The organism is Pseudomonas sp. BCA17 (assembly GCF_004519405.1).
Lineage (GTDB): Bacteria > Pseudomonadota > Gammaproteobacteria > Pseudomonadales > Pseudomonadaceae > Aquipseudomonas.
In genome coordinates this window covers 636996-655818 of record NZ_SGWI01000001.1, presented here as the reverse complement: position 1 = coordinate 655818, position 18823 = coordinate 636996, and the positions used below count along the sequence as shown (strand labels likewise).

General features: G+C 61.1%; 14 protein-coding genes. 11 read left to right on the top strand and 3 right to left on the bottom strand.

Annotation, left to right across the window (positions count from 1 at the left end):
- Window positions 1-10 precede the first annotated feature (10 nt).
- Both EXW71_RS02860 and EXW71_RS02855 read right to left on the bottom strand, forming a co-directional pair.
- On the bottom strand, window positions 11-901 hold the full coding sequence (locus EXW71_RS02860; RefSeq protein ID WP_134657509.1) for an SDR family oxidoreductase: 891 nt from the start codon (window positions 899-901) through the stop codon (window positions 11-13).
- On the bottom strand, window positions 898-2436 hold the full coding sequence (locus EXW71_RS02855; protein WP_134657508.1) for an NAD(P)/FAD-dependent oxidoreductase: 1539 nt from the start codon (window positions 2434-2436) through the stop codon (window positions 898-900). The genes EXW71_RS02860 and EXW71_RS02855 overlap by 4 nt, the downstream gene beginning before the upstream one ends.
- 276 nt (window positions 2437-2712) lie before the next feature.
- Between EXW71_RS02855 and EXW71_RS02850 the strand changes: the two genes are divergently transcribed.
- The 10 genes from EXW71_RS02850 to EXW71_RS02805 all read left to right on the top strand — a co-directional run bounded on the left by EXW71_RS02850 (window position 2713) and on the right by EXW71_RS02805 (window position 16280).
- A complete protein-coding gene (locus EXW71_RS02850; RefSeq protein ID WP_177421570.1) occupies window positions 2713-3711 on the top strand; it encodes an alpha/beta fold hydrolase in 999 nt (332 codons plus the stop codon).
- Between the two features lie 317 nt (window positions 3712-4028).
- The gene (locus tag EXW71_RS02845; protein WP_134657506.1) at window positions 4029-5309 is read left to right on the top strand and encodes an alkane 1-monooxygenase; all 1281 of its coding nucleotides are present in this window, start codon (window positions 4029-4031) and stop codon (window positions 5307-5309) included.
- 133 nt (window positions 5310-5442) lie between these two features.
- On the top strand, window positions 5443-5937 hold the full coding sequence (gene praA, locus EXW71_RS02840; RefSeq protein ID WP_134657505.1) for an alkane oxidation protein activator PraA: 495 nt from the start codon (window positions 5443-5445) through the stop codon (window positions 5935-5937).
- A 136-nt stretch (window positions 5938-6073) separates the two neighbouring features.
- Window positions 6074-6559, top strand: a complete 486-nt coding sequence (gene praB / locus EXW71_RS28955; RefSeq protein WP_248730562.1) for an alkane oxidation protein activator PraB — start codon at window positions 6074-6076, stop codon at window positions 6557-6559.
- A 115-nt stretch (window positions 6560-6674) separates the two neighbouring features.
- Window positions 6675-8120, top strand: a complete 1446-nt coding sequence (locus EXW71_RS02830) for an outer membrane protein transport protein (protein WP_134657504.1) — start codon at window positions 6675-6677, stop codon at window positions 8118-8120.
- A 286-nt stretch (window positions 8121-8406) separates the two neighbouring features.
- Window positions 8407-10932, top strand: coding sequence for an acyl-CoA dehydrogenase (locus EXW71_RS02825; protein ID WP_134657503.1), 2526 nt, complete (start codon window positions 8407-8409; stop codon window positions 10930-10932).
- Window positions 10933-11012: 80 nt separating this feature from the next.
- On the top strand, window positions 11013-12356 hold the full coding sequence (locus EXW71_RS02820; protein WP_134657502.1) for a 3-oxoacyl-ACP reductase: 1344 nt from the start codon (window positions 11013-11015) through the stop codon (window positions 12354-12356).
- 3 nt (window positions 12357-12359) lie between these two features.
- Complete coding sequence (locus EXW71_RS02815; RefSeq protein WP_123718613.1) at window positions 12360-13250, top strand: MaoC/PaaZ C-terminal domain-containing protein; 891 nt, start codon at window positions 12360-12362, stop codon at window positions 13248-13250.
- A complete protein-coding gene (locus EXW71_RS02810) occupies window positions 13247-14545 on the top strand; it encodes an acetyl-CoA C-acetyltransferase (RefSeq protein WP_134657501.1) in 1299 nt (432 codons plus the stop codon). Before EXW71_RS02815 ends, EXW71_RS02810 begins: the two co-directional genes overlap by 4 nt.
- Before the next feature lie 31 nt (window positions 14546-14576).
- On the top strand, window positions 14577-16280 hold the full coding sequence (locus EXW71_RS02805; RefSeq protein WP_134657500.1) for an AMP-binding protein: 1704 nt from the start codon (window positions 14577-14579) through the stop codon (window positions 16278-16280).
- Between the two features lie 52 nt (window positions 16281-16332).
- On the opposite strand, the gene EXW71_RS02800 is transcribed toward EXW71_RS02805, so the two are convergent.
- On the bottom strand, window positions 16333-17448 hold the full coding sequence (locus tag EXW71_RS02800; protein WP_134657499.1) for a Gfo/Idh/MocA family protein: 1116 nt from the start codon (window positions 17446-17448) through the stop codon (window positions 16333-16335).
- Between the two features lie 308 nt (window positions 17449-17756).
- Between EXW71_RS02800 and EXW71_RS02795 the strand changes: the two genes are divergently transcribed.
- Complete coding sequence (locus EXW71_RS02795; RefSeq protein WP_134657498.1) at window positions 17757-18812, top strand: YCF48-related protein; 1056 nt, start codon at window positions 17757-17759, stop codon at window positions 18810-18812.
- Window positions 18813-18823: the final 11 nt, after the last annotated feature.

Here is an 18823-nt window from a genome sequence, read left to right as displayed (position 1 = left end):
GTTCTCCTGTTCAGTGACGAGGCTCGTCGTTGGTTTCAAATACCGGCGCGCGTGGTTTGGGCGCCATGCGTTTACTGGCAAACACCACCAGCGCTTGATAGGCCGCCGGCAAGCAGCGGGCGAGCAGGTCGAGGAAATAGGCGTCGCGGCCGATCAGCACGCGGCGCTTGTTTTTGCGCACGCCTTGCAGAATCACTTTTGCCGCCTGGTCGGCGTCGGTGATGAACAACTTTTCGAAGTCGGCGCGGGCCTGCTGTTCGCTGTGGATGAGAAACCCGGTCATGTTGGCGTCGATGCGGCTGCTGCGGCAGATATCGGTACGAATGCCGCCGGGGTGTACGCAGGTGGCCGAGACGCCGCAACGCTGCAGGTCGAGTTCCTGGCGCAATGCTTCGGTAAAGCCGCGCACGGCGAACTTGGAGGCGTTGTAGCCGCTCATGCCGGGCTGGGCGAACAAGCCGAACACGCTGGACGTGTTGATCACATGCCCGTCACCGCTGGCTTTGAGGTGTGGCAGGAACGCCTTGGTGCCGTACACCACGCCCCAGAAGTTGATGTTGAGGATCCATTCCAGGTCGGCGTAATCCACGCCTTCCACGGTGCTCGACAATGCCACTCCGGCATTATTGAAGATCAGGTTGACCTGGGCGTGGTCGGCGACGCAGCGTGCGGCCCATTCCTCCACCGCCTGACGGTCGGACACGTCCAGCACCTGGGTCGTGATCGTTACCGGCGACGAGATTGAGGTCCGGATCAGCGCCAGCGTCTGTTCCAGGCCCTGGCTGTTTTTATCCGCAAGCGCCAAGTGACAGCCTTCCCGCGCCAGGGCCAGGGCCAATGCGCGGCCCATGCCGGATGCCGCGCCGGTAATTGCCGCCACGCGGCCGTTGAATGACTTCATGACAAGCTGCCTTCTGCGCTGGAATGGGGTGCCGGAACCGGGGCGGGTGACTGGCTGACCGGCATTGGATGGATGGCGTAATCCTTGAGGGCGAACTGCCGGGTCACCTGTTTGAAACGCCAGGTCGAACCGGGCCACAAGGTGGTGTTCTTGCCGGTGCGCGGGTCGAGGTACCAGCTCTGGCAGCCACCGGTGTTCCAGATGGTGCGCTTGAGCTTGTCCTGCAACTGAAGGTTGTAGGCCTCTTCCACGGCGGGTTGGATGTCCACCGTGGCGATGCGATGACGCTGCATCTGTTTGAGCGCATCGAGGATGTAGGTGACCTGGGCCTCGATCATCAGAATCATCGAATTATGGCCCAGCCCGGTATTGGGGCCGACGATCAGGAACAGGTTCGGGTAGCCCGGCACCGTGGTGCCCTTGTAGGCATGGGCACCGTCACGCCAGGTGTCCATCAGGTCGATCCCATTGCGGCCGATGATGCAGTCCCGTGGCAACGGATCGGTGGCCTGGAAACCGGTGCCGAAGATCAGGCAATCGGCCGGGTGCTTGATGCCGTCGCTGGTGACGACGCCGTCGGCTTCGATCCGCAGCACACTCTGGGTCACCACCTCGACATTACTGCGCGAGAGCGCCGGGTAATAGTCATTGGAGATCAGCACGCGCTTGCAACCGATGGTGTAATCCGGCGTCAGGATTTTGCGCAGGGAAGGGCGGGTGACTTGTTTGTGCAGGTGGCGCAGGGCAATTTTCTGCACCATTTTCATCAAGCGCGGGTGCTGGGCGAAGCCGACCACGCGTCCTTCCAGCGCCCAGTAAAACGCGCCGCGCACCAGCCGCTGAGTGAACGGCAGATGCTTGAACGCCCAGCGCTCAACACGCGAAATGTCGCGGTCCGGTTTGGGCATGATCCACGGTGGCGTGCGTTGGAACAGATCCAGATGAGCCACCTGCGACGCGATCTGCGGAACGAACTGAATGGCACTGGCGCCGGTGCCGATCACCGCCACGCGTTTGCCCCGCAATGAATACTCGTGGTCCCACTGCTGCGAGTGGAAGCGCGTGCCCTTGAAGCTCTCCAGTCCTGGAATATCCGGCAGCGCCGGGCGCGACAAGCCGCCCATGCCCGATATCAGCACCCGTGCGCTGATGTGTCGGCCATTGCCGAAACTGAGCTGCCAGCGTTGCTGCTGTTCATCGAAAACGGCGCGTTGCAGGCCCATGCCAAAACGCAGGAATGGCGCCAGCTCGAAACGTCGGGCGCACTGCTCCAGGTAGGCACGGATCTCCGGCTGCGGGGCGAACTGCCGCGTCCAGTCCGGGTTGGGTGCAAAGGAAAATGAGTACACGTGGGACTGCACGTCGCAGGCGCAGCCGGGGTAATGGTTGTCACGCCAGGTACCGCCGAGGGTCTCGGCTTGCTCGGCAACCAGGAAGTCGGTGATCCCGGCCTCCTTGAGTTTGATCGCCATGCACAGCCCAGCGAAACCTGAGCCGATGATGGCGATGTCGATGGTGTCGCTGCAGGCATTCATAGCTTGTCCTTCGTGGGCATTGGTTGTGCTCCTGTTTTTGTTGTGTGTTTTGGATAGAACACCATTGCAAAGGAAAATTGAATTAATTATTTTAAAAAAGATTTTAAATAATCTACCTGAAAAAATCGCCTACGCTAGGCTCTTGTTGCGCATAGACGACTTGTCCGACGGACGAGTACGGTCTGCATGAAGTCTAGGTCCAGGGTGTGGACGATGGCTGAGGCCTTGACCAATTCCGGTCGGGTCGCCAGCAGCAGGGAAGCAGAGGACCGAGCTATGGCTGTCGAATGGGTTGTCGCTGCGGGTGTGTTTGTAGGTGCAAGTGCGGTGCTATGGGGCTTCAGCGCCTGGATGACGCGGCGTATCGAAGCGGCTGTTCCGATTAACGGGCGCTTCGTGGAGGTCGATGGCGAGCGCTTTCATTATGTAGAGGAAGGCAAAGGCCCACCGCTGGTGATGATCCACGGGCTGATGGGCAGCAGTCGCAACCTGACCTACGCATTATCCGGCCAGTTGCGTGAGCGTTTTCGGGTGATCACGGTGGATCGTCCGGGATCGGGCTATTCCACCCGACACAGCGGCACTGCGTCGGACCTGCCGGCCCAGGCTCGACAAATCGCGGCGTTCATCAAGACGCTGGACCTGGATAAACCGCTGGTGCTCGGGCACTCCCTGGGCGGTGCGATCTCCCTGGCGCTGGCGCTTGATCATCCCCATGCGGTCTCCGGCCTGATCCTGGTGGCACCGCTGACCCATCCTCAACGTATGTTGCCTCCGGTGTTTCTGTCACTGGCGGTGCGCCCTGCCTGGTTGCGTCGCTGGATGGCGCACACCCTGACCCTGCCCATCGGGCTGCTGACCAAGGGCGCGGTGGTGAAGGGCGTGTTCGCCCCGGACGCCCCGCCGGCGGACTTCGCCACGCGCGGAGGTGGGTTGCTCGGTATGCGTCCCGACAACTTCTACGCCGCCTCCACCGAGATCGGCCGGGTCAACGATGACCTGCCGGAAATGGTCAAGCGCTACCCGCAATTGAGCCTGCCCATTGGGCTGATCTATGGCGCCCGGGACAAGGTGCTCGACTTCCAGAAGCATGGCCAGGCCCTGGCCAGCAAGGTGCCCGGGCTGAAACTGCAGGTGGTGGAAGGGCGTGGCCATATGTTGCCGATCACCGCTACCGAGCGTGTGGTGGCGGTGGTGGAGCAGGTTGCCAAGCGTGTCCGGCCACCGGAAAGCGCCACGGTGCTGCATCCGCCTTTTGCCCTGGCGAGTAAATAATTTGCAATCGAACCCGCGGTACAGCGGCGTCAACGCCTGCCCTAGACACCTGACCATAGAGCCGAAAAACAGACTGTCCGGTCACGTCGGAAAGCTGCCTAGAAACTAGTTGACGACCTAACGATTCCGCGCTATTTATTTAAAAAAATTATTTCAATGTGTAATTTGAAACAATTTTTGAAATGCCTAAGAGCGAATAAAATAATGAAAAAAACGCCTTTTAACGCATGGTTGGTTTCCCGGAGCTGTCAGCGCCCGGTGAGCCTGTTGGCCGCTGAATTGATCTCCCGGACCTCCGGTCTTGTGCGGAGGTTGCCATGAATCAGTCCCTGGCTGCTCCGAGCGTCTGGACCGACGGCAAGCGCCACCTGTGGTGGCTCGGCATCATGCCGTTGGCAACCCCATTGCTGTCCGGCGCACTGGCCATTACCACTGGCGTACAACAACTGTGGTGGGTCGGCGTGCTGGTGATCTTCGGCCTGATCCCGTTGATCGACGGCCTGCTCGGTGAAGATGTCAGCAACCCGCCCGAGTCCGCCGTCAGCCACCTTGAATCCCAAAGCTACTACCGCTGGATTGTCTACACCGGCGTGCTGTTCGTCATTGCTTCGGTGGTGATCACCGGTTGGTTGGCCGCGGGGGGCATTGACTGGATCATCCGGGGTGGCCTGTTGCAGGCCGTCGGTAACCTGGACCCGGCGAGTGGGTTGTCCCATGCGGCCAGCTACATCACTGCACGTACACAACTGCATGGCGAGGTCAGCTGGTTCACTTACCTGGGCATGGCCATGTCCACCGGCGCCGCGACCGGGATCGCGATCAACACCGCCCACGAACTGGGGCACAAGCCCAACGCCCTGGAAGTCTTCCTCGCCAAAGTCACCCTGGCGCCGACGTTCTACGGTCACTTCTACACCGAACACAACCGTGGCCACCATGTGCGTGTCGCCACGCCTGAAGACCCGGCCAGTTCGCGCCTGGGTGAGAGTTTCTGGGCGTTCCTGCCGCGCTCGGTGTGGTTCAGTGCCCGTTCGGCCTGGAACCTGGAGCGTGAACGCCTGCGTAAACTCGGCCTGCCGGCCTTGCACTGGAAGAACGCGGTACTCAGCGCGTGGATGTACAGCGTGGTGTTGTGGGGAGCGATGATTGCTTGGCTGGGTGCGGCGGTCATTCCATTCCTGATCATCCAGGCCATCTACGGATTCTCGTTGCTCGAAGTGGTGAACTACGTCGAACACTATGGGCTTAAACGCCAGAAGTTGCCCAATGGCCGTTATGAGCGCTGCTCGCCTCGGCACTCGTGGAACAGTAATCGGATTGTCACCAATATCTTTCTGTTCCAATTGCAGCGGCACTCCGATCACCATGCCAACCCAACGCGTAGTTACCAATCGCTGCGTCACTTTGATGAGTCACCGCAACTTCCTTATGGATACGCGAGCATGATTGTCTGGGCCTATGTGCCGTACTTGTGGCGACGTCGCATGGACCATCGGGTATTAAAACATTATGCCGGGGACATCAGCCTGAGCAATCTTCAACCGTCGCAACGCCTGAAGTACCTGGAAAAGTACGGTAACGGTACAACGCCGTTTTGATGTGAATGAATCTGTTGTCGGGTGTACTCGGGATCTGTGTATCGCGCAGGTTCCGATTACCCAAGGTTTGCCGATTGAATGCAAGTGAGTGGTTTGACCCTACAAAAATAAATTCAAGGGAAGGACGTACACCATGCAAGCACCTGCCAAGTTTACCAGCCATATCATCCTGGCCGCCCTGGGCCTGATCGTTTATCACCAGGCCCAGGCTGCTCGTATCGAGCCTGCGGGCAGCGCCTTTACCGCCCAAGGCCCCATCAGTTTTTCCAAGGGCGCCTTGATCAGCGCCGACTGCACCATCAAGGTGGCCGGCAAGGTCGCGGCCGATGGCACTTCCGTGAATGTCGATAAAGTTGAATTCGATGGTGGCCTTAAATGCAGCCGTGTCGAAGCTATCAACTTGCCCTGGATCTTAGTCGCCAAAGACACCCAAAGCGGTTCCATGTCGAAGATTGCCGTGGATGTCCACGCCTTCGGCCTGGGCGGAAAGTGCGGGCCATCGACCGCCAACGGTACGTGGGACAACGCCACCGGTAAGTTGGAAGCGGCCAATGTGCCGATTGGCGAAGACTGCAAGATCAAGGCGGTGTCGATCAAGATGCCGCCCAACTTCAAAGTTGTCGAATAAACAAACTGAAAAAAGATGCAGCGGTAATCGAATTGAAATTTGGCTGGAAAGGGAAGTTCTGCAGTTTCACCGTGACCTCTCGTTCATGGCCATTACCCCTGGCGAACTGACTCGCCATAACATGTGAGGAAAAACAATGAAAAGCTTGAAAACCCTCGTTTGTGCAACTTCTTTTGCAATGTGCTTTGGCGCGGCTTCGATGGCGAGTGCGGCTTCGGTTGCTCCGGACGGTCCGTTCTCCACCAATGCCGGCACCATCGTAGTTAAATCGCCATCTTCCTTCGGGGCTGCGGTGACCTGTGGGATTACCTTTACCGGTAACGTCAGCGGCGGCGTGGCTTCGATCAATGGCGCCACCTTGACCGGCGGCGGCCTCTGCGCCTTGCCGACACTGACCAACCTGCCATGGGTGCTGACTGCTGCAACGGGTACCACCGGCACCGTGACCAACGTTGGCTACAAGATCTCGTCGATCCCTGCCACCAACTGCGGCCCGACCACCATTGCGGTGGCGTGGAACCCAAGCAGCAAAACCCTGTCGGCGGCCAACCAGTCGCTTTCCGGCAACTGCACCGTGGTTTCCCTGAGCGTGGTGGCACCTACGCTGACGGTTAACCCGTAAGTCGTAACTCCTGAGGGCTGATCACCCCGGTACACACGGGCGCCTCGTCAGAGGCGCCTGTTCGGGTATCGATTACCGGCAGGGGCCGGGCGTAGATAATAATAAGGAGTAATGCATGAATAATAAGAAACCACACGCTCAGACGTTACTGGGACTGGCCCTTCTAGGCGGCTTGATGACCACCGCGCCAGCCCAGGCCGGCGGGTTTTCCACGCCTACCTACGGGGCACCTGGTTGGGGGCGTGCATTCGGGGGCGGTTCACTGTTCAAGAACGATCCGAGTGCGGCGTACAACAACCCGGCTGCAATGGCGTTCATCGACTCCACCATTGCGCAGCAGACGGTCGATTACGCGCGGGTCAAGATCAAATACTCCGGCCAGGCTTTTGACCACAACGGCAACCCGGTGACCAATACCCCGGTTTTGGATGATCAAGGTACCTTGGGTGATCCTACCCTCAATACCAACAATGGCGGGCAAGGTGGTTTTACCGCCTGGCTGCCGACCGGTTTCCTGGTCGTTCCCATCGGCGACCGTTTCGCCTTTGGCTTGAGCCAGGTTGTACCCCAGGGGATGAAAACCACCTGGAATGAAAACTCAAAGTTCCGAGATTTCGCGGTCGACACCAAAATCGAAACGGTCGGCCTTACAGGCTCCCTCTCGTTTAAAGTCAATGACGAGTTTTCGGTCGGTGCCGGTGTCATCTATCAGCGCAGCCAAGGCTTCGTGAGCCAGAACGTTGACTTGCTGGCGGCAGCGGATGTCTCTCCCGGGTTGGGAGGCACTGGTTTTCCAACCGGTGTAGGGCATTCATTGATGCGCGTGAAAGTCGATAACAGTTCTGTAGGATGGTTCACCGGCATTGTCTGGAAGCCGACGCTGCAAGACACACTGGGCTTGAACTATCACGCCAAAATCAAAAACAAGATGACCGGTAAATACAACATTTACACGGATGCCATCGGGCGTAACGCGATGACCAACCCGATTGGCCCGAACGGCGAAACACTGGTTGAAATGGCTTATCCGGGCCTCAAGTTGTTCCCGGATGGCGCGAATGCCAGTACTCAACTGGACATTCCGGCGACCGCAGCGGTGGACTGGGTCCACCAATTCAACGACCGCTGGACCATGGGCGTGAGCGTTATGTGGACGGAATGGTCTTCGTTCCAGAACCTGACGCTGAAGTCCGAGGGTTCGACGATTGTCGCCATCCCCTACAACTACAAAAACGCCTGGATGACGTCGATTGGCGGCGACTTCAAAGCCACCGACGAACTCACCCTGCGCGCAGGCGTGGCTTACGACCAGACACCGACACGCAACTCCACGCGTGACCCGCGGATTCCCGACGGTGATCGCTACTTCCTGTCGTTCGGTGCAGGTTATGACATCAAGGCCGTCCCTGGCCTGTCGGTGGACGCCGCGTATTCGCACCAGTTTGTGGAAAAGGTCAACCTGAGAACCAAGAACGTGGATCGCCTCGGCGCGGCCCAGCTGGACGGCCAGGCCGAGTCCTCGGGAGATGTGGTCAGCTTGTCGGCGACTTACAAGTTCTAAGCCGCCCGCAAGACAGCGGTGGAGCAGGGTAGCCAGCGCATCTGGTTACCTGGCTCCACACGGCCATACGTGGCGACGAGTGCGTTGCACCCCGTTTCACCTTCATATCCCTTTGATCGTTAAGGCTGACTCGCTCAGCCCAGTTTTTTTGTGGCAAAGCATTAAATAAAAATTTCAAAACAAAATTTGAATTTATCTTTTCAAGTTTGTAGTGTGGCTTTACGCCGCAGCTCATTTCGATCTGCCAGCGCAACAGCCGTGCCCTGAATCAAGTAGAGGTATCCCCATGGTTATCTGGTTATTGGTGGGTGTCGCAGCAGCGATTGCCCTGGCATATCGACAAGCCGCCGCCGTTCTGTGGCTTGGCGCTGGCCTCGTCTGGCTGGCAATTGGTTACCTGTTCAACGTGGTGGCAGGGTTTGGGGCCACCGTTGCGGCGGTGCTGGTGGTGTTGCCCGCTTTGCTGATGGCCATCAAGCCGCTGCGCCGCAGCTTATTGTCGAGCAAGGCCCTGAAGCTGTTCCGTACGATCATGCCGGCGATGTCCGACACCGAGCGCGCAGCCATCGAGTCCGGCACCGTGTGGTGGGACGCCGAGTTGTTCAGCGGCAAGCCCAATTGGGCGCGCCTGCTCAAAGCCGCGCCGGCCCGGCTCAGCGCCGAAGAACAAGCCTTCCTCGACAACGAGGTCGAAACCCTGTGTGACATCGCCAACGACTGGGAAACCACCCAGGTCTGGCAGGACATGTCCCCGGAAGGCTGGCAGTACACCAAGGATGCCGGGTTCCTCGGCATGATCATTCCCAAGCAGTACGGCGGCAAAGGCTTCTCCCACTACGCCCACTCCCAAGTGGTGATGAAGCTGTCGACGCGTTGCTCGGCGGCGGCGATTTCGGTGATGGTGCCCAATTCCCTCGGCCCGGCGGAATTGCTGCTGCACTACGGCACCGACGCCCAGCGTAATTACTACTTGCCACGGCTGGCGCGGGGCGAAGACATCCCTTGCTTTGCGCTGACCAGCCCGTATGCGGGCTCCGACGCCGGGGCGATCCCGGATCTGGGGATCGTCTGCAAAGGTATGCATGAAGGCGAGGAAGTGCTGGGTTTCAAGGTGACCTGGGACAAGCGCTACATCACCCTAGGCCCCATCGCCACGGTGCTCGGCCTGGCGTTTCGTGCCGAAGACCCGGACGGGCTGCTCGGCAAACCGGGTTCTCTGGGCATTACCTGCGCACTGATTCCTACCTCCCATCCGGGCGTGAACAGCGGTCGACGCCACTGGCCACTCAACGCCGTATTCCAGAACGGTCCTACCACCGGCAAGGATGTGTTCATTCCCCTGGAGTGGGTTATCGGCGGGCGCGAGCAGGTCGGCAACGGCTGGCGCATGCTGATGGAATGCCTGGCCGCCGGCCGCGCGATTTCCCTGCCATCGGCCAACGTCGGCTTGGGCAAGGTCGCGGTGCGTGGCACCACCGCCTATGCGGCGATGCGCAAGCAGTTCGGCCTGCCCATCGGCAAGTTCGAAGGCGTGCAGGCACCGTTGGCGCGGATGGCCGGGCATTTGTATGCCTGTGATGCCGTGCGCAAGGTCTCGGTCGCGTCCCTGGATGCCGGCGAGAAGCCGTCGGTCATTTCGGCCATCGCCAAATACCACGTCACCGAACGTGCGCGGATGATTGTCAACGATGGCATGGACATCGTCGCCGGCAAGGGCATCTGCATGGGGCCGAACAACTTCCTGGCCCGCGCCTACCAGCAAAGCCCGATTGCGATCACGGTGGAGGGCGCGAACATCATGACCCGCTGCCTGATCATCTTCGGCCAGGGCCTGATCCGCTGCCATCCCTACGTGTTCCGCGAGATGGAAGCGGCGCACAACCCGGACCGGCGCAAGGCGCTGGAAGACTTCGACAGCGCGATGTTCGGCCATGTGAGCTTTGTACTGGCCAACACCGTACGCGCCGCGGTGCATGCGCTGACGGGTGGGCGACTGATTTCGGCACCGGCCCGGACCGAGCCGGCGCTTGCGTCTTACTACCGTCAGGCCAATCGGTTGTCGGTGGTGCTGGCGTTGATTTCGGACATTTCCATGGGGGTGCTGGGCGGGGCACTCAAGCGCAAGGAAAGCATCACCGGGCGCCTGGGGGATATTCTGTCGCAGTTGTACATCCTGTCCTGCGTGCTCAAGCGCTTCGAGGACGATGACCGGCCCCAGGCCGACCTGCCGCTGGTGCATTGGGCGGCCCAGGATGCGTTGCTGCGCGCTCACGAAGCCTTGGCCGAAGTGCTCGATAACTACCCGTCCAAAGTCGCCGCCAGCGTGGTGCGGGGCTTGAGTTTCCCGTTCGGTATTCCCCTGCATAAACCGTCGGACCGTTTGCTCGCCCAGGTCGCTGACGTGGTGCAGACCCCCGGCGAAACCCGTGACCGCCTGCTGGCTAATTCCTACATTCCTCGGCCGGAAATCGACAAGCTGGCTTATGGCGAGTTGGGCTTCCGTTTGCTGCCGCAGGTCGAGCTGATCGACGCCCGGCTCAAGTCCGCCGTCAAGCAGGGCTTGATCGAGCCGATGCCGATTTCCACCACGGCGTTTACCGGCTGGCGCGTCAAGGCGCGGGCACTGGACCTGATCAGCGACGATGAAGACGCCTTGCTGGGGCGTTATGTGGAGTACGCCGACCACGGCATCCAGGTCGACGACTTCCCGCAGGACTTTGGTTTGCTGGAGGCATTGCAGCAGCGCCAGCAAGCGCTGGAACCCAAGACCAAGCGCCGCACCACCCAAAACGAAGACGCCTCGGTCAACTAGGCGAAGCACGGTCGATGTGGGAGGGGGCAAGCCCCTCCCACAAGGGGCCGGGTTTACAGGGCATGTGAGTGAGTACCTTTATGAGTGACAGCTACCTTTCGTTCGTCAATTCTTCCTGGGGACGGCGCCTGGCCCAGGCCGTCGGCCTGCCGCAACCGTTGCCGCTGCAACGCCATCGCAGCGGCCAGGCAGGCCTGGCCAACCCGGTGATCATCGCCGGGGCAGGGCGCCTGACCTCACAGGTGCAACAGATCTTCAGCGCCACCGACACGGTCGCCGCCACCCCGGCGACCCTCAAGGCGCCATCCACGCTCAAGGTGCAAGGTGCGGTGTTCGACGCCAGTGGCGTGGTGGATGTTCAGCAACTCGATGAGCTTTACCTGTTCTTCCACGCTAACGCCAAGCGCCTCGGCCAGCACGGTCGCGTCGTGGTGCTCGGCACCGCGCCGGAACACTGCAGCGATTTGCCCCAAGCCATCGCCCAACGCGCCCTGGAAGGGTTGGTGCGTTCACTGGCCAAGGAACTGCGGCGGGCGATCACCGTGCAATTGATTTACGTGGCGCCGGGGGCCGAAGAGGCACTGGACAGCAGCCTGCGTTTCTTCCTTTCGCGCCGCTCGGCCTATGTGTCGGGGCAAGTGGTACGCCTTGAAAAGCCGGTGGAAGGGCACGTCAGCGTCAACTGGGAAACACCTTTCGCCGGTCGCCGTGCCTTGGTCACCGGCGCTTCCCGGGGTATCGGCCTGGCGATTGCCCAAGTGCTGGCCCGCGATGGCGCCCATGTGGTGTGTGTCGACGTGCCCCAGGCCCAGGAAGCACTGCAACAGGCGGCCGCCCGGGTCAACGGATCGGCCTTGCCGCTGGACATTACGGCCACCGATGCCGCCGCGTTGCTGCAGGCCCATGCCAGCCAATACGGTGCCTTTGACGTGGTGGTGCACAACGCCGGGATCACCCGCGACAAGACCATCGCCAAGATGACCGAAGCCGCCTGGCGCGAGGTGCTGGCGGTCAACCTGCAAGCCCCGCTGCAACTCAGTGAAGCATTGCTGCAAAGCCAGGGCCTGAACCCGGGCGGGCGTATCGTGTGCGTTTCATCGATATCCGGGATTGCCGGCAACCTGGGGCAAAGCAATTACGCCACCTCCAAGGCAGGAGTCATCGGCCTGGTGCAAGGCCTTGCGGCACGGGCGGCCGCGCAGCAGATCACGGTCAACGCAGTCGCACCCGGGTTCATCGAAACCCAGATGACAGCGAAGATCCCACTGATGATTCGCGAAGCCGGGCGACGCATGAACTCGCTGTCCCAGGGCGGCCAGCCGATTGACGTCGCCGAGACCATCGCCTGGCTGGCACACCCGGCGTCCGGTGGAGTCAACGGCCAAGTCGTACGTGTGTGCGGGCAAAGCCTGCTGGGAGCTTGAGCCATGGACTACGTGACGCAGATCATCGACCCACCGCCGACGCGCACCCAATTGTTGCTGGACGGCGTGCGCGCCCTGCGCAAACCCAAGCTTGATGGCGCACCGTTGCTGCCCCAGGCACGCTTGGTGCGCTCGGCCGTGGAGCTGTCGGCCAACGGCATTGCCGCCTACGGTCGCGCCTGCGGTTTTCGCCGCGAGCAGGGCGTGCCGCTGTCTTATCCCCACGTGCTGGCGTTTCCCTTGCATTTGATGCTGCTGACTCGGCCGAGCTTCCCGTACCCGGCCAGCGGCATGGTGCACCTGGCCAATCGCATTCGTCAGCATCAGCGGTTGGAGGAAGGCCAGGCCCTGCGCCTGGAAGTGTACTGCGAGCGCTGGGTCGCCCACGCCAAGGGCCAGGCGCTGAGCATCGCCACCCGCGCCTACAGTGCGGGCACCCTGGTGTGGGAGAGCGACAGCCTGTACCTGCGCCGCGACGTGAGCAACCCCGTTGGCGAGCCGTGGGACGACGTGTTGCCGCTGCAGGAAGACGGCCTGTTGCGCACTCAGCGCTGGGTGCTGCCCGCCGACCTGGGCCGACGCTTTGCCAAGGTATCGGGGGACTTCAACCCGATTCACACCTCGGTGATCGGTGCCAGGCTGTTCGGCTTCCGACGCGCCATCGCCCATGGCATGTGGACCCTGGGTCGAGCACTGGCCGCCCAGCAACCTCCCGGTGGCTTGGATCAGGCGCAAGCCCATTGCGATTTCAAGCTGCCAATCTTCCTGCCCGGCCAGGTCGCCCTGTGGAGCCGCCCCGTGACCGGCCCACGCCGTGAGTTCGAAGTGCGCAATTTCGCGGGTGATAAACCCCATATGCGTGGCTTGTTTATCTGGAATGAGACCTGTCGATGAGTGATTACAGCTTCAACCCGGCCCCGACCCGCCGCGTGGCGATTATCGGCGGCAACCGCATTCCGTTCGCCCGCTCCAACACGGTGTATGCCCACGACAGCAATCAGGATCTGCTGGTGGCGGCCCTGCAAGGCCTGGTCGACCGCTACAACCTGCATGGCCGGCGTCTGGGCGAATTTGCCGCGGGTGCGGTGATCAAGCATTCGCGGGACTTCAACCTGGCGCGTGAGTCGCTGCTCTCCACCACGCTTTCGCCTGAAACACCTGCGTACGATGTGCAGCAAGCGTGCGGCACCGGCCTGGAAGCCGCCTTGCTGGTGGCCAATAAAATCGCCCTGGGCCAGATCGAAGCAGGCATTGCCGGGGGGGCCGACACTACCTCCGACGCGCCCATCGGCATCAATGAGTCGTTGCGTCATACCCTGCTCGCGGCCAACCGTGCGAAAAGCATGGGCGACAAGGTCAAGGCGTTGCTGAAGGTACGCCCGTCGATGTTCTTCAAGCCGTTGCTGCCGCGCAATGGTGAGCCGCGCACCGGTTTGTCGATGGGCGAGCACTGCGAAGAAATGGCCAAGCGCTGGCAGATCAAGCGCCTGGCCCAGGATGAGCTGACCCTCACCAGCCATCAGCGGTTGGACGCGGCTTACAAACGTGGCTTTTTCGACGATTTGCTCAGCCCCCACCGAGGCCTCACGCGGGACAACAACCTGCGCGCCGACACCAGCCTGGAAAAACTCGCCGGCCTGGCCCCGGCGTACGATCGCCAGAACGGCACCCTCACGGCAGGCAACTCCACGCCATTGACGGACGGTGCCTCGGTGGTGCTGCTGGCCAGTGAAGCCTGGGCGGCCGAGCATGGCCTGCCGGTGCTGGCTTACCTGCGCACCGGCGAGACCGCCGCGGTGAACTTCGTCGATGGCACCGAAGGCTTGTTGATGGCGCCGGCCTATGCCGTGCCACGCATGCTCCAGCGCGAGGGGCTGAGCTTTGCCGACTTTGACTTCTTTGAGATCCACGAAGCCTTTGCCGCCCAGGTGTTGTGCACCCTGAAAGCCTGGGAAGACGCCGATTACTGCCGTGAGCGTCTAGGCTTGGCGGCGCCCCTGGGGCCTATTGATCGCGCCAGGATGAACGTCAACGGTGGCTCGCTGGGCTGCGGCCACCCGTTTGCCGCGACGGGCGGCAGGCAGTTGGCGGCATTGGCCAAAATGATCGATCAGAACGGCGGCGGGCGCGGTTTGATTTCGATTTGCGCGGCGGGCGGGCTGGGCATTACTGCCATCGTCGAAAAGTAGTGCTGTCAAAAACAACAACAAGGAGACTGCCATGAACGCTGTAAGCCTGGAACAAACCGAACGGGTCTGGTTGAACGCTTACCTGCCCGGCGTGCCGGCAGACATCGACGCGGGTATTGAGGACTACCCGTCGCTGCGCGAGGTGTTCCTGGAGCACCTGGAAAAATTCCGCGAACGGGTCGCCTACGTCAGTATCGGCACCGAGATGACCTACGCCGACTGGCAGGTGCAAGGCATCGCGTTTGCCGCGTGGCTGCAGGGCCAGGGCGTGAAGAAGGGCGACCGCGTGGCGTTGATGATGCCCAACTGCCTGCAATATCCGATCTGTCTGTTGGGCACAATCCTGGCCGGTGCGGTGGTGGTCAACGTCAACCCGTTGTACACCTCCCATGAGCTCAAGCACCTGCTCAAGGACAGCGAGGCCGAAACCGTAGTGATCTTCGAAAATTTCGCCCACACCCTGGAAAAGGTCATCGACGGCAGTCGCGTCAAACGCGTGGTGGTGGCGGCCATCGGCGATTTGCTCGGTACTTTTAAGGGCGCGGCGATGAACTTCATCCTGCGCAGCGTGCAGAAGCAGGTGCCGGCCTTCAAACTGCCAGGGGCGCTGCGTTTCAATCAGGTGCTGCGGCAGGGGCGGGCACAGCAGCATTTTCCGGTGGCGATGGCCCTCGACGACCTGGCGTTCCTGCAGTACACCGGCGGCACGACCGGCGACGCCAAGGGCGTGATGCTCAGCCATCGCAATATCATCGCCAACCTGTTGCAAGCCAAGGCCTGGGTCGGTGACCAACTGGACCAGAGTCGGCAGGAAACCAACGTCACTTTGCTGCCGCTGTACCACATCTTTTCCCTGACGGTGAACTGCTTGATGTTCATGTGCCTGGGCGGGCGCAACATCCTGATCGCCAACCCGCGGGATGTGAAGCGGGTGCAGATGATTCTGCGCAAAGAGCGTTTCAACGGGATTGCCGGGGTCAACACGCTGTTCAATGGCTTGCTGGAGAACAAGGAGTTCTGTGCACGGGATTTCTCCGCGTTGCGCATGGTGATCGCCGGCGGCATGGCCACTCACACGGCCGTGGCCAAGCGCTGGAAGGAAGTCACCGGATTGCCGATCATTGAAGGCTACGGCCTCACCGAATGCTCGCCGGTGGTCAGCATCAGCCCCATCGACATTGCGCACATGCGCGAAATGGAGTTCACCGGCAGCATCGGCGTGCCGCTGCCATCGACCTGGGTGCGCTTTATTCGCGAGGACGGCGAGCTCGCCGAGATCGGCGAACAAGGCGAACTGCAAGTGCGTGGCCCGCAGGTGATGCAGGGTTACTGGAAGCGGCCCAAGGAGACCGCCGAGGTGCTGGATGACGAAGGCTGGCTGTCCACCGGCGATATCGGTGTGATGGATGCGCGTGGCTATATCCGCTTGGTCGACCGCAAGAAAGACATGATTCTGGTATCGGGCTTCAACGTATATCCCAATGAAATCGAAGACGTGGTGGCGCTGCACCCGGGCGTAGCCGAGGTAGCGGCCATCGGCGTGGAAGACCCGGTGACAGGGGAAAAGGTGAAGATCATCGTGGTGCGCAAAGACCCGAACCTGACCCAGGAACAGATCCTTGCCCATTGCCGCGAATACCTGACGGGGTACAAGGTGCCAAGGTACGTGGAGTTCCGCAGCATCGAGTTGCCCAAGACCACGGTGGGTAAAGTGCTGCGCCGGGCCTTGCGCTGACTCGAGACCGGCGGTGAGCTGAAAGTGCGAGGGAGCCTGCTCCCTCTATCTTTCAGACTGTGTTCACGCTGACCCAGCGTTCTTCCTTCGCCGCGATACGGATTGCCGTCGCCAGCCGCTCCACCGCCCATGCCGCTTCAAAGTCAGTGCCATCAGCCCCATGGCCGGCCACGGCCATGATCAACTCCTGCACTTCCAGTGTCTTCAACTCGTTGTAGCCCAACTGGTGACCAGGCGCCGGGCTGAACGCCGCGTAGCCGGGCAGGGCGGGACCGGCCAGCAGGCGTTGGAAACCGTCCTGGCCGACGCGGAACAGGCGCAGCTCGTTCAAGCGCTCCTGGTCGAATACCAGGGTGCCGAGCGTGCCGCTGATCTCGACACTCAGGTGGTTCTTGTAGCCATGTTTGAGCCAACTGCTGCTGACTGTGCCGCGCGCGCCATTGGCAAACCGCAGCAGTGCATGCACCTGGTCATCCACCGCAATGCCCCTCTGCTCGCCGCTGCCGGAGGCGACAGGGCGCCGGGCGTGCACGGTATGGGTATCGGCACACACGCTGACCACATCGCCCACCAGGTAATGCGCCATTGACAGCAGGTGGCTGCCCAGGTCCGCCAGGGCGCCGCCGGCATGGGCGACTTCGCAGCGCCATGACCAGGGGGAAGCGGGGTCTGCCATGAAGTCTTCACTGAACTCGCCCTGGAAGCTGATGATGTCGCCGAGCTCGCCCCTGGCGATCATCTGCCGCGCCAGAACGATCATTGGGTTGTGCTGGTAGTTGTAGCCGACCCGTGTCACCACTCCGGCGGTGTTGGCGGCGAGGCGCATGGCGTCGGCTTGTTCCAGGCTGACCGCCAGGGGTTTTTCGCAATACACCGCTTTGCCCGCGGTAATTGCCGCCATGGCCATGGGGTAGTGCAGATGGTTGGGGGTGGTGATGGCCACCACGTCGACCTTGGGATCGTTGATCAACGCTTGCCAGTCACCATGGGCCTGGGCAAACCCCCAGGCGGTGGCGCAGGCCTGGGCGCGTTCGGTGTCGGCGTCGGCCAGGGCGGCCAGCTTGAGGGTGACGGGCAATTCGAAGACCGCCCGGGCATTATTGAATGCCAATGCATGGGCGCGGCCCATGAAACCTGTGCCAATCAAGCCGATTCCGAGTTCACGCATAGCCGTGGTCCTTTGAATTATTGTTTTCGGGAACGGTATTAATGGAATAAAAATTCCTAAAACTCAATATGTGGAATAAAAATTCATTCTCGGACTATTCCTGTGCAGGGTGTAGGACCAATCAACACAAATGATGGGGCTATATTCAGCGCACGACCAAATGCTGCCAGTTAACAAAAGATAACGTAGCGCCGATTGTCAGACGATTCGAAAGCCCGATAGGATGGCCCCTGCTTCCTCCAGGCGCTCTAGATTGCAGGTTTCAGCGCCTGGGAAAGCCCCTAACAATAATAAATGGGAGAAGGTCTATGAGTGAGCCTGTCAGGGGTTGGGTTGTTTGCCGCCCACGCGCCGCACGCAAGGTTGCGATGCTGGCCACAGCGCTCTCGTTGCTGGCCGGTGTTGCGTTGTCGGTACCGGTGCTGGCAGCCAGTGATGCCGCCGCACCGCCGGCGTTCGCGATTGAATCCCCCAAGGCCGCCAAGGGCCTGATGATCGATGTGGTCCATGCCGGCTCGCGCCTGGTGGCGGTCGGTGACCGTGGGCACATCCTCTATTCCGATGACCAGGGCAGCACCTGGACTCAAGCCAGAGTTCCCACCCGCCAGTTGCTCACGGCGGTGTTTTTCGTCGATGACAAACATGGCTGGGCGGTGGGCCATGATGCGCAGATTCTTGCCAGTACCGATGGCGGCGCCACCTGGACCCAGCAATATCAGGACCTCAAGCGCGAAGCGCCGCTGCTCGATGTCTGGTTCAAGGATGCCAACCACGGCCTGGCCGTCGGCGCCTACGGGGCGTTGATCGAAACCACCGACGGCGGCAAGACCTGGGAGGACGTCAGCGACCGCCTCGACAACGAAGACCAATATCACCTCAACGCCATCGCCCGGATCAAGGACGCCGGGCTGTTCATTGTTGGCGAGCAGGGCAGCATGTTCCGCTCCAGCGACGACGGCCAGACCTGGGAAAAACTCGAAGGCCCCTATCAGGGCTCGCTGTTTGGCGTGATCGGTACCGCCCAGCCGCAGACCCTGCTGGCCTACGGCCTGCGCGGCAACCTTTACCGTTCCACCGACTTCGGCAGCACCTGGGAGCAGGTGGAGTTGAACGCAACGCGTGGGGCGTTGGAGTTTGGCCTGTCGGGTGCCACGTTGCTCGAGGACGGCACCCTTGTCGTCGTCGGCAACGGCGGCAGCGTGGTGGTCAGCCATGACGACGGCGTGACCTTCAGTGTGTTCAATCGTCCGGACCGCATTTCGCTGTCGTCCGTCACGGCGGCAGGCAATGGCAACTTGATTCTAGCCGGGCAGGGTGGCGTTCGTGTTGCCACGCCGAATGGCGCAGAACTCGTAAAACAATAATAAGGGCGGGT